At 42.4% G+C, this 12,740-nt stretch carries 9 protein-coding genes and 1 tRNA gene; 2 read left to right on the plus strand and 8 right to left on the minus strand.

Features of this window, described 5'->3' with window-relative positions; translation table 11 throughout:
- Nucleotides 1-113: 113 nt before the first annotated feature.
- From AC1DO4_RS07805 to AC1DO4_RS07815, 3 genes are all read right to left on the minus strand, one after another.
- Entirely contained in the window at nt 114-698 is a 585-nt protein-coding gene (locus tag AC1DO4_RS07805; RefSeq protein ID WP_477414540.1) for a 50S ribosomal protein L25/general stress protein Ctc, read from the minus strand.
- A 120-nt stretch (nt 699-818) separates the two neighbouring features.
- A complete protein-coding gene (locus AC1DO4_RS07810; RefSeq protein WP_477414542.1) occupies nt 819-1,763 on the minus strand; it encodes a ribose-phosphate pyrophosphokinase in 945 nt (314 codons plus the stop codon).
- 176 nt (nt 1,764-1,939) lie between these two features.
- Nucleotides 1,940-2,010: transfer RNA gene (locus tag AC1DO4_RS07815), tRNA-Gln, on the minus strand.
- 213 nt (nt 2,011-2,223) lie between these two features.
- Between AC1DO4_RS07815 and AC1DO4_RS07820 the strand changes: the two genes are divergently transcribed.
- The gene (locus AC1DO4_RS07820; RefSeq protein ID WP_477414544.1) at nt 2,224-5,361 is read left to right on the plus strand and encodes a glycosyltransferase family 117 protein; all 3,138 of its coding nucleotides are present in this window, start codon (nt 2,224-2,226) and stop codon (nt 5,359-5,361) included.
- Nucleotides 5,362-5,529: 168 nt separating this feature from the next.
- Here the strand turns inward: AC1DO4_RS07820 and AC1DO4_RS07825 are convergent, their stop codons facing one another.
- From AC1DO4_RS07825 to AC1DO4_RS07835, 3 genes are all read right to left on the minus strand, one after another.
- A complete protein-coding gene (locus tag AC1DO4_RS07825) occupies nt 5,530-6,486 on the minus strand; it encodes an acetyl-CoA carboxylase carboxyltransferase subunit alpha (protein WP_477414546.1) in 957 nt (318 codons plus the stop codon).
- 48 nt (nt 6,487-6,534) lie between these two features.
- Nucleotides 6,535-7,035: a hypothetical protein gene (locus tag AC1DO4_RS07830; RefSeq protein WP_477414548.1), complete on the minus strand. Its 501-nt coding sequence runs from the start codon at nt 7,033-7,035 to the stop codon at nt 6,535-6,537.
- A 67-nt stretch (nt 7,036-7,102) separates the two neighbouring features.
- Nucleotides 7,103-8,860, minus strand: a complete 1,758-nt coding sequence (locus tag AC1DO4_RS07835; RefSeq protein ID WP_477414550.1) for a family 43 glycosylhydrolase — start codon at nt 8,858-8,860, stop codon at nt 7,103-7,105.
- A gap of 221 nt (nt 8,861-9,081) precedes the next feature.
- On the opposite strand from AC1DO4_RS07835, the gene AC1DO4_RS07840 reads away from it, so the two are divergent.
- On the plus strand, nt 9,082-11,166 hold the full coding sequence (locus AC1DO4_RS07840) for a beta-galactosidase (protein ID WP_477414552.1): 2,085 nt from the start codon (nt 9,082-9,084) through the stop codon (nt 11,164-11,166).
- 111 nt (nt 11,167-11,277) lie between these two features.
- On the opposite strand, the gene arsB is transcribed toward AC1DO4_RS07840, so the two are convergent.
- The gene (gene arsB / locus AC1DO4_RS07845) at nt 11,278-12,348 is read right to left on the minus strand and encodes an ACR3 family arsenite efflux transporter (protein ID WP_477414554.1); all 1,071 of its coding nucleotides are present in this window, start codon (nt 12,346-12,348) and stop codon (nt 11,278-11,280) included.
- 55 nt (nt 12,349-12,403) lie between these two features.
- The gene (locus AC1DO4_RS07850; protein ID WP_477414556.1) at nt 12,404-12,736 is read right to left on the minus strand and encodes an ArsR/SmtB family transcription factor; all 333 of its coding nucleotides are present in this window, start codon (nt 12,734-12,736) and stop codon (nt 12,404-12,406) included.
- Between the last annotated feature and the right edge of the window lie 4 nt (nt 12,737-12,740).

Below are 12,740 nucleotides of genomic sequence, written 5' to 3' on the forward strand. Positions count from 1 at the left end.
GAATTTACCTGTATTTCAAATCAAACAAAGAATCTTTGTTCCTTGCTCCAAAAATCTTTTATCAAAAAAAAGCGCCGGGCAACGCCCGACGCTTTTTTTAAAGTTCGAAGAACTTATTTTTTACCAGAAGCAGCTTCCTGCTCAGMCTGACGTAATGCACGTGAAGTGGTTACAGATACGATAGTATCTTCCTGTGCATTGGTAATGGTAAGGTTTGGAACTTTAATTTCCGCTACTTTAACCGATTTACCAACTTCCAAAGCTGAAATGCTTACTTCAATAGCATCTAAATGATCTTTAGGTAATGCTTTGATGCGCAGTTTCCTTAGTTTTTGAACTAATTTACCACCCACTTTAACACCTGGAGAAGTTCCGGTTAATTTAACAGGGATCTCGATAGTGATAGGCTTTTTCTCGTCAAGCAATAAAAAGTCTACGTGGATAATTTGTTCAGTTAAAGGGTGAAACTGCATATCTTTAATAATAGCCTGTGATTTAACACCAGCAACATCAAGATCGATGAAATGAACAACCGGAGTGTAAACTACGGCTCTCAAATCAGCTGCGGACACTGAAAAGTGGGTTTGGGTTGGCCCACCGTAAAGTACTGCAGGCACCAGACCCTGGTAACGCAGTTCTTTAGCGTCTCTTTTCCCTACGTTCTCTCTTGGAGAACCGCTAATAGCAATTGATTTCATTTGTTTTTATTTTATTATTTATTTGTTAAGTCCATGGTCAATAAACCATGGATTTGCTTTTATTCATTCAATGTACGTTCATTGCCATAGATTATCGACCACTGGCTATGGACATACTACTTAATCCACCTTAAACAACTGGCTTATTGAGCCGTGTTCATTTACATTACTTATCGCTTTGGCAAAAAGCTCGGCTGTTGATAGTACCCTTATTTTAGGACTTTCGTGTTTCAACGGTATGGTATCTGTAACTATCAGTTCAGTTAATGCCGAATTTTCGATAGTTTCATATGCTTTACCTGATAATACCGGGTGAGTACAAACCGCACGTACGCTGCGTGCACCCCGCTCCATGATCAACCCTGCTGCTTTGGCCAATGTACCGGCTGTATCACAAATATCATCTATCAGTACAATATCCTGGTCGGTTACATCACCAATCAGTGTCATTGATTCAATTTCATTGGCGCGTTTACGGCGTTTATCGCAAATAACCACTTCGGCATTAAAAAATTTAGCGAAGCTGCGCGCCCTGTATGAGCCGCCCATATCCGGCGAAGCAATGGTTAAATTGCCTAAGCCCAGGCTTTTTATATACGGTACAAAAATGATTGATGCATCAAGATGATCAACCGGAACATCAAAAAATCCCTGGATCTGCGCTGCGTGCAAATCCATGGTCATTATACGGTCAATACCAGCTGCAACTAATAAATTGGCTACCAGCTTGGCGCTTATCGCCACGCGGGGCTTATCTTTCCTGTCCTGGCGTGCCAAACCAAAATATGGGATAACCGCGTTTACATAATGCGACGATGCACGGCGGGCGGCATCAATCATCATCAGCAATTCCATCAGGTTATCAGTAGGCTGGTGGGTACTTTGTATCAAAAATACATCGCATCCCCTAACAGTTTCATTAAAATGTGGTTGAAATTCGCCATCACTAAAACGTGAAAGTACTACATCGCCTAATTCGCGACCATAGGCTTCAGCAATTTTTTGCGCCAACTCTTTTGAGCCCGAACCTGCAAATAATTTAACCGGATTAAATTGTAATGGCATTTTTTTTGATTTTGGATTTCGGATGTTAAATTTAAGATTTGCTTAATTTTCAGCTACTTATCGCTACATGAAAAAATTAACACTCCTGATGATAACCTCCTAAAATACAATTCGGATTTCATTTTTCCCCCGAACCTAAATCCGAAATTGAAAATACGAAATCCGAAATTCTCTTGTTGCCCGACCAGGATTCGAACCTAGACAAACGGTACCAAAAACCGTCGTACTACCATTATACTATCAGGCAATCTCCTTTGGTTGTTTTACTCTCCGAAAAGGAATGCAAATATAAGACGATTTTTTAACTCTCAAAACAGAATTTGAAAAAAGTATTTATAAGCCTGTTTTACAGTCCAAAATGGGTTAAAAAGTGTTAATAAGGCTGTTTTTGTTTCAGCATCGTCATAGTTTTTCTTACTTTCGGCTATATTAAGCCTTTTGCTATCGAAAACATCCCGACATGAACTACAATAAAATCAATAATATTTTTGGCTGGATAACTTTTATCATCGCCACCTTAACCTACGTTTTAACCCTTGAACCATCATCAAGCTTTTGGGATTGCGGTGAATTTATAGCCTGTATTTTTCGTTTGCAGGTAGCCCACCAACCAGGTGCACCATTATTTACAATGATAGGCAAGGTATTTACGCTGCTATCCATGGGCGATAATACAAAGGTGGCTTACTGGGCTAATATGGCTTCGGCCATTTCAAGYGGGGCTACTATCATGTTCCTGTTCTGGACGGTAACCTCCTTAGCCAAAAAGATTCTGGTTAAAACAACCGAAGACCTTAATATCAGTAATTTGATCATCATAACAGGCTCGGGTCTGGTTGGCGCATTGGCTTATGCCTGGTCTGATACCTTCTGGTTCTCGGCAGTTGAATCTGAAGTGTATGCGCAATCATCCTTATGTACGGCCGTAGTGTTCTGGGCGATATTAAAATGGGATGCCCATGCAGATGAACCTCATGCCGACAGGTGGATTGTATTTATTGCTTATATAATGGGTTTATCAATTGGCATTCACTTGTTAAACTTGTTGGTAATACCGGCTATTGCTTTGGTAATTTATTTCCGCAAGGCAAAAACCATTACTACACGGGGTTCTTTACTTTCATTTTTTGCAGGTATTGTATCGGTAGCTTTTGTATTGTGGGGAGTTATACAATTCACGGTTAAGGGCGCAGCATTCTCCGATCTGCTTTTTGTGAACACCCTGGGAATGGGCTTTGGCAGCGGTGCAATCGCATTTTTTGTTTTGCTGATAGCAACCATAGTATCGGGCATATATTATACCATTAAACAATCAAAGGCAGCTATTATCACTTGCGCCACCTGCTTTATCCTGGCGCTTGGAATTAGTGCCGGCTACCTGGGAGCTATAATTGGGATAATAGTTTTAGCACTGCTTGAATATGCGGTAAAAATACGCGAGAGGCGTTTTGCACTCAATAGCTTTTTTGTTTGTCTGCTGTTTATCCTGTTTGGCTATAGCTCATTTGTAATGATTGTGGTACGGGCCAAGGCCGATCCTAATTTAAATAACAGCGATCCGCAGGATGCTTTCGCGCTTAACAGCTACCTGAACCGCGATCAGTATGGCGATACTCCATTACTTTACGGCCAGTTTTTTGATTCGACGCCAACCGATCAAACCGAGGGAGCAACAATTTACCGCCGTGGTAAAACCAAATATGAGGTTGCCGGCAAAAAGCTCGCCACTATTTATGATCGTAACACGATATTCCCGCGCATGTTTAGCGATAAGGCCGGGCACCCCCAGTTTTACCGTGCCTGGAGTAAATTAGCCGATAGCGAAAAACCAACCCTTGCTACCAACCTGGGCTTTTTTGGCACCTGGCAGGTTAACCAGATGTATACCCGCTATTTCCTTTGGAACTTTGCAGGTCGCACCAATGACCTGGATGGCCAAACCAGCAACAGCGGCTCTGATGGTAACTGGATAAGCGGCTGGAACTTTAACAAACAATTACCTGATGCGGTTACCAAAAGCAAAAGCTATAACCGTTTATTCTTTTTGCCGCTCATCATAGGCTTGGCAGGCTTATTTTTTCACTTTAAACGCGACCAGAAAAATGCCGGTGTTGTAGGTGTATTATTCTTTTTTACAGGTTTGGCTATTGTACTTTACCTAAACCAGGACCCATTACAGCCACGCGAACGTGATTATGCTTATGCAGGCTCATTTTATGCGTTTGCCATATGGATTGGCCTTGGCGTTGTTGCCTTAGCCGATTTGTTAAGTAAAAAACTTAATGCAAAAACCAGCGGTATCATTGCTACCGTAGTATGCTTGTTAGCGGCCCCCGTGTTAATGGCCAACCAGGAATGGGATGATCATAACCGCTCAACCAAACTTACACCGCATGATATGGCCTATAATTACCTTAACTCCTGCGCGCCAAATGCTATTCTGTTTACTTATGCCGATAATGATACCTATCCGCTTTGGTATATACAAGAGGTTGAAAACGTACGCCCCGATGTACGGATTGTGAACTTAAGCCTGCTGGGTACCGACTGGTACATCCGCGGGATGAAAAACAAAATGAACCAATCGGAACCATTGCCTATCAGCATGCCTTATGATAAGTTTAAGCCCGGTGTACGTGATGTAATTTACTTTAACGACCAAAAAGTGCCCGGCGCTATTGAGCTAAAAGAGATTTTTGATTTCATCACCTCTGATGATAAAGCTGCCATGGTGGAGTATAGCAATGGTGATTTAACCAATTACCTGCCTACCAAAAACTTTAAATTAACAGTAAATCCTGATGAAGTGGTAAAAACCGGAACGTTACCAGCCATCCAAAAAGATAAAATAACTCCGGAAATGGACTGGACCTTTAATGGTAAGTATGTTACCAAGGATATTTTGGCGATGATGGATATACTGGCACATAACAACTGGAAAAGACCCATTTATTTTGCAACCACCGTACCGGAAGAAAACCTGATAGGACTTAGTAAATATTTATATAGCGAAGGTTTTGCCAACCGCCTGCTTCCGTTGAAACCAGATACCGCAGCAAGCGCGGCAGATGTTACCAATACGCCGGTAATGTACCAGAACATGATGACCAAATTTAAATGGGGCAATATGAAAAATGCCAGTTACCTTGATCATGAATCAAATACCATGTTTTACCCTTTGATATCAAGGCTTTACTCAACCCTTGCCGATAACCTCCTTAATGAGGGTCACCCTGATATGGCAAAAAATGTTTTCAAAAAGTATGATGAAGTAATGCCTGATAACATTCCTAATACCGAGATAGCTATCCGTAAGTATTATATGATAGAGACGGCTTACCGGCTTGGTGATGTGCAAATGGCCAACAAACTGGCAAACCTGGTTGATGATTATGTAATCGATCTGCTCGCCTATAATTATACGCTTTTACAAAATGGTGAAGTAAGTCTTGATAGCAGGGATCTCCAATATTCGATGTCGATGTTGAATGGTTTAACAGAGTACACCAGAAACTATAAACAAACAGACCTTAATACCAAATTCACCGCACAGCTCAGGGATTATGAGAAGAAACTGGGAATGGGTTCGACGAGGTAGTATTGCAGAAAAATAAGAAGTAAAAGTCAGGAACCAGAACAAAATATCTTACAAGAAAACTAAAACAAGGTATTAACAAAAAAAGCGGCATAAGCCGCTTTTTTTGTTAAAGGAACTCCTTTGTCCTTTGTCCTTTGTCCGAAAGTCCTTTGTTCGAAAGTCCAAAGATTAATCCTCATTAACCACGCCCATCGAACAAAATTTCTCGATGCGTTCGTTAACCAGCTCAGTAATATCTTTTTCTTTCAGGGTTTTAAGATCTTTAAGCAGTTGTTTTTTTAGGGTAGCCGCCATAGCAACCGGATCCTGGTGGGCGCCGCCAAGTGGTTCTTTTATAACACCGTCTATCAGTCTGTTCTTTAACATTTCTGTCGAAGTCAATTTTAATACTTCGGCAGCACGTTCTTTATTTTCCCAGGTTTTCCATAGGATGGTTGAACAGTTCTCTGGCGATATTACCGAATACCACGAATTATCAAGCATCAAAACCCTATCACCAATACCTATACCTAATGCGCCTCCCGATGCACCTTCACCAATAATAACGCAGATGACAGGAACTTTAAGAATCGACATTTCGAGGAGGTTACGGGCAATGGCTTCACCTTGTCCGCGTTCTTCAGCTTCTAAACCAGGGAATGCTCCCGGCGTATCAATTAAAGTAACAACAGGCTTATTGAATTTTTCGGCCATTTTCATTAGCCTTAAGGCTTTGCGGTAGCCTTCGGGATTAGCCATACCAAAGTTACGATACTGGCGCTCTTTGGTATTACGCCCCTTTTGCTGACCAATGAACATTACAGTTTGCCCGTTCAAGGTACCAAAACCGCCTATAATGGCTTTATCATCACCAACAGTACGGTCACCGTGCAGTTCAATAAAATCATCGCACATCAGCTCAATATATTGGAGGGTATATGGTCTTTCGGGATGACGCGAGATCTGCACTTTTTGCCAGCCGTTAAGGTTGGAGTATATTTCTTTTTTGGTGGTTTCCAGTTTAGCCTCAAGTTCTGCCACTGTTGCAGACATGTCGAGCTTGTTTTTATCTTCAACCTGCTTCACTTTCTCTATCTGCTGTATCAGCTCGGCCAACGGTTTTTCAAAATCAAAAGTTATTTTCATACACTTTATTTGGGGCCGCTAAATTAAACAAATCAAACGGCAAATTTATCAATTATGATTTTGCAAAGTTTCCAACTTTTTAATTTGAGCCGGCGCCAGTAATTTCCACGTGTTATAGCATGCTAATAATATGGCATTTCTGAGCTCACCGTAGTACAATCCCGATCGGTTACCATAAAAAATAATACTACCCTCGTCAGTTCCCTTCCGCAATAAGTTATCTAATGCCTGTTCATTGGTGATGATGAACTTGCCCATTTCTATTTTTTTACGCTTTAGCTCATTGGCTATTGCTGTAATTTGAGTTACCTGCACCGGACTAAGCCCAACTTCTTTTTTAAACGCGATAGCCTTATCGGGCATTGGGTAATGATTTACAACAGCAACCGGGGGCATTTCATAAATATCATCACCCTTTAATAAGGCATTGTACTGCGCGTCACTCAAGGTTTTAACCGTCGATTTTTTAAAAATGCTATCTGCCATCTGAGCGTTCGCGGCACAATAAACAAACAGGATCATCACAAAAACAGGTATGGTTTTTATCATATTTTGCAGTTTACAAAAAAATCCACAACTATTGGGCCATTTAAATGGATAAATATTGCTGCCTAAGTCATTCCACCTTAATCACCTTTGTTCTTTCCGAAATTCCGTTCTCGTTAAAGGCCTCTATCTGAAAATAATAAGGCAGATCCCTGTCCATCCCGCTAAAATAAAACTCATTTTTGCCATAAATCATCATGTTATTGTACAGTTTATCGGGCGCTATGCCAAAGTAGATGGTATAGCCGGTAGCTTTATCATTAGGTTTCCACTTCAGCCAGGAGTTGCGGCGCTCACTGTCACCACGCAGCGCAATCAGGTTTTGAACGGTATCGGGCTTAGCGCCAGCGCCTTTACCAAATACCCTGAACCCGGACAGCGCGAACTTGCCGGTTGGCATATGCAGGTTCATCATTTTAAGGTAGCGTGCTTTTACAGGTGTTTTCAACTCAATATAATCATGCGGAACATCGGTTTTGTTTTTGCTTTTGTCAATCAAAAGCTTCCACATTTTTCCATCCAAGGATGAATAAACAATATACTGATGATAAACGCCTAATGATTTACCTAAAAACTCAGCATCCTGATCGGCATAGTTGATCTGTAAAGCGTTTATAGTACTTACTTCACCAAGATCTGTTTTAAACCATTCGCCTTTATTCGCAGTTTTGGCGCTCCAGTAAGTTTTGATATCTTCATCAACAGCATTGTTTGCATAATAAGCTCCCAGGGTTGATGATACCTCAACTGGTTTATTATAGTTGAGGATCATCCAGCCCGTAAAATTACTCTTCAGGTGATCCTCCGGACCAGCAGCCAAATATTGCGGATAATCACCATAAGCGGTATTACAGTACAATGTACCATCTTTGTCAAAACCAGCCGGCCAGAACCCTATGCGACGCTCAAAGTTATTTTTTACCGAAATGCCCATTGTGCTGATATGCCAGTAATTACCAAACTTGTCTGCCCAGGTAGCTCCATGCCCCGCCCCTTTTGCAAAGCCTCCGGGTTTGTACGAGAACGGGTTATGCTTTTGGTAAGTAAACGGACCGAGCGGTTTATCGCCCACAAAAACGCCATCGCCGTAGCCGCTTTGCTCGGTGCCGGGTGCGCCAAACTGCAGGTAGTATTTACCGTTATGCTTATTCATCCATGAGCCTTCAATAAAGGGCAACAGAAACACGTTATCATTATGCTCGCCAAAACGCTCCCAGCCGTGCTTTTCGGGATCGAGTTTTACCATCTCTTTTTTGGGGCCTATGGGTTCAAATGTTCTCCTGTCTATCTCCTGGCCGTAAAGCGGCAGCGTATTGCTGGAGCCATGGTAAATATAAACCCGCCCATCATCATCAGCAAACATTCCCGGATCCCAGGCGCCTACTTTAAAATAATCTTTGGCGGCCTTCCAGTCATCTTTAGTGGGATTGGTGCTCATCCACAGCGTAAAATCCTTATTATAGGTAGAACCGATCACCAGCAGGGTATCGCCCAAAACTAAAGTGGCAGGGGCGCAAAGTTCATCACCGGCTACCTGGTTGTATGGGCGTACAAACTTGCGGTATACAAAGTTCCAGTTCAGCATGTCGTTGCTCCACCAGTAACCAAACTGGTTGGTGCTGAAGAGGTAGTATTTACCTTTAAACAGGGTCATGGTTGGGTCGGCGGTAGCGCGGTGTTTGCCCCAGCTGGCAAAATCGGCAAAGGGGGTATAGCCATAGTCGAGGTTAAGCGGGTTGCAGTATGTAAGCCTCCTGGTTTGCGCGCTTAAATCTTTTAAACAAAAACAAAACAGCAGTATCGGTAAAATACGGGCAGCTATTTTCATAAAGTATAAAGGTTTATAAGATAATAACAGGAAGCTAATATCTGTTTTAAAATATTAATAAAATGGGCACTTATAACTACATTTATTGCACAAATTATCAATTTTATCAAGATTTATTAAGATTTATCGCGCTCCTGCTGAATCTGAAACATTTTTGTTATTGTGTGTTAAAAACACAATTAATTTGTACCTTCATTTCCAGAACCAATTACCATATTTTTATGAAAAAGAAATACCTGCTGCTTTTCGTCGTGCAATTATTTTTCGGCGCTGCCGCATTTGCACAATATCCCAAAATGGATAAGCTGCTTTACGGCGTTGCTTATTACGATGAGTACATGCCCTATGAAAGACTGGATAAGGATGTGCAAATGATGAAGGATTGCGGCATCAACGTGGTGCGCATTGCCGAATCAACCTGGAGCACCGTTGAACCGCAGGATGGTGTGTTTGATTTTACCCATATCGACAGGATGCTGGCCGCCATGCAAAAAGGAGGCATCAAAGTAATCATAGGCACACCCACCTACGCCATACCTACCTGGATGGCCAAAAAACACCCCGAGATATTAGCCATTACCCCAACGGGCCAAAACCAATACGGACCAAGGCAAAATATGRATATTACCAATACCGATTTCAGGATGTATGCCGAGCGCGTGATCAGGAAAATAATGGAACATGTGAAAAACAATCCCGCAGTAATTGGTTACCAAATTGATAATGAAACAAAATCATACGGCACATCCGGGCCAAATGTGCAGGCGCTGTTTGTAAAATACATGCAGGCCAAATACAAAACGCTGGATAATATTAACCACATCTTCGGCCTGGATTACTGGAGTAACCGCATCAATAACTGGGACGATTTCCCATCGATGAATGCCACTATCAATGCCAGTTTAGCTTCGGAGTTTGCTAAATTTCAAAGACAGGTAGTTACGCAATATTTAGGCTGGCAGTCGGCTATTGTGCGCGAATATAAACGCCCCGAACAGTTCATCACCCAAAACTTCGACCTGGATTGGCGTGGCCATTCCTTCGGCATCCAGCCCGATGTTGACCATTTTGCAGCGGCAAAAGCTGTAGATATCGCGGGGATAGATATTTACCATCCGAGCCAGGATAAACTTACCGGTTCCGAGATCTCTTTCGGCGGCGATGTTGCCCGGTCAATGAAAGGCGGTAAAAATTATTTAACAATAGAAACCGAAGCCCAGGGTTTCCCGCAATGGACGCCTTATCCGGGTCAACTAAGATTACAGGCATTTAGTCACCTGGCATCGGGCGCCAATATGGTGGGTTACTGGCCATGGCATTCTATCCATAACTCCGCCGAAACCTATTGGAAAGGCCTGTTAAGTCATGATTTTGAGCCCAACCCGGTTTATAACGAAGCTAAAACTATCGGAAAGGATTTTGACAGGTTGAGTCCGAAACTCATCAACCTGAAAAAGAAAAACGATGTGGCCATACTGTTTAGCAACGAGGCGCTTACCGGCTTCAAGGCTTTTGGCTTTGGCTGGGGTGTACGCACCGGCTACAATGAGGTATTGCGTCAGTTATACGATGGCTTATACCACATGAATGTAGGCTGTGATTTTGTTGACCCTACGAGCCAGAATATCGAGAATTATAAACTATTGGTCGTTCCTGTTTTGTATGCCGCGCCGGATAGTTTATTGCAACGGCTTAACCGGTATGTAAAAAACGGGGGGCATATCATTTATACATTTAAAAGCGGATTTAGTGATGAGAATGTAAAAGTGCGCACAACCCATCAGCCAGGCATAATCAACGAAGCATTAGGAATTTACTACAGCCAGTTTACCGTACCCGAAAATGTGGGTTTAAAAGGCGATGATTTTAACCTAAAGCCCGAAGATAAAAAACTAAATACCTGGATGGAGCTCATCACGCCTACCACAGCAAAGGTACTGGCTTATTATGATCATCCTGTTTGGGGCAAATACGCGGCCATTACTGAAAACACCTACGGTAAGGGGCTTGCTACCTACATTGGTTGCATAACAACCAGCGCCGTAACCGATAAAATATTGGCCGACGCGGTAAAAAAGCTTGGCCTTTGGGGTGCTGATCAGCAGTTGGCTTTCCCGATAATTACCAAGTATGGTGTAAACCAAAGTGGTAAAACAGTGCACTACTATTTCAACTATTCGGGTAAAGAAACCAGCTTTACTTACCCTTATGGAAATGGAAAGGAGCTGATATCAGGAGCCGGCGTAAGCAGCAATTCGACTATGCAGCTGGAACCGTGGGGGATTAAGATTGTAGAGGTAAATTGATTTTTTATATAGTATTTTTACAAAAAATGTCTAATCGGGCAAAAACTTACGAAGTTTTTAAAACTTCGTAAGTTTGGTCCTGACAGTCTCTCGAAAATCAGAAGAATCTGCTTAATCCCGGTTCAGACCATAATACCGCTTCCTCAACCAAAAAGCCACATTAACCAACGCAATCAATGCCGGCACCTCAACCAGCGGACCAATTACACCTGCAAATGCCTCGCCGCTATTGATACCAAAAACACCGATAGAAACCGCGATGGCCAGCTCGAAATTATTGCCCGCGGCAGTAAATGATAAGGCAGCATTTTGCGCATAATCTGCCCCAAGCCATTTGCCGGCCATAAAGGTTACCATAAACATAATGGCAAAATAAATAACCAGCGGAATGGCTATCCGCACCACATCAAACGGGATCTGTACAATCAGGTCGCCTTTGAGGCTGAACATCACCAATATGGTAAACAAAAGTGCTATCAGCGTTACCGGGCTTATTTTGGGGATGAATACGTTGTTGTACCAATCATTCCCTTTCATCCTGCGTAATATATACCGGGTTAAAAAACCAGCAAAAAACGGGATCCCTAAATAGATCAATACGCTTTGAGCTATTTGCCCTATGCTGATGTTTACCACCAGACCCTTCAACCCAAACCAGGGCGGTAAAACGGTAACAAATACCCAGGCAAACAAACTGTAAAAAAGCACCTGGAAAATACTGTTAAAAGCAACCAGCCCGGCGGCGTATTCGCGGTTACCATCGGCAAGCTCGTTCCATACTATCACCATGGCAATGCAGCGGGCCAGGCCAATCATAATTAAACCTATCATATAGGCCGGATGATCGCGCAGGAAAATTATCGATAGTAAAAACATCAGCACAGGCCCGATAAGCCAGTTCATAACCAGCGAAAGGGATAAAATTTTAACATTGCTGAATACCCTGCCCAGCTCCTCAAACCTCACCTTTGCAAATGGAGGATACATCATCAGCATTAACCCTATAGCAATAGGTACATTGGTAGTGCCTGATTGAAATTGATTAATAAAATCTTTTGCCGAAGGCATAAAATACCCGATAGCTACACCCGCGCCCATGGCCATAAATATCCATAAGGTAAGGTACCTGTCTAAAAACGAAAGCTTTTTCCGTTGTGTGGGGTTGCAATTATTTGCACTCATGTTAATAAATTACATTTGTTTATTGCGATAAAGCAATGTATCTGATCAAAAAAAATCAACAACAATCTTTTTCAGGAAAATTCCCGGTTACCAGGAAAGCGCTCAGCTTATCTGCATACTGTTTCCATTTCACCTGGTCAATGCAATAGCTCATGGATGTGCCTTCTATGGTGCCTTTTATTATACCGGCATCTTTAAGCTCACGCAAGTGTTGCGAGGTGGTAGGCTGGGCCAAACCCAAAACATCAACCAAATCGTTCCCGATGCAGGCATTGGCCTTTATTAAATGCTCGATGATAGCGATGCGCGCGGGATGCGCCAATGCTTTAAGCATTTTGGCCAGCTCGTTTTGAGCCTCGGTAAAGTTTTCTGTTTTGGTTAATCCCATTGTA

Source organism: Mucilaginibacter sp. P5_A6, assembly GCF_056400585.1.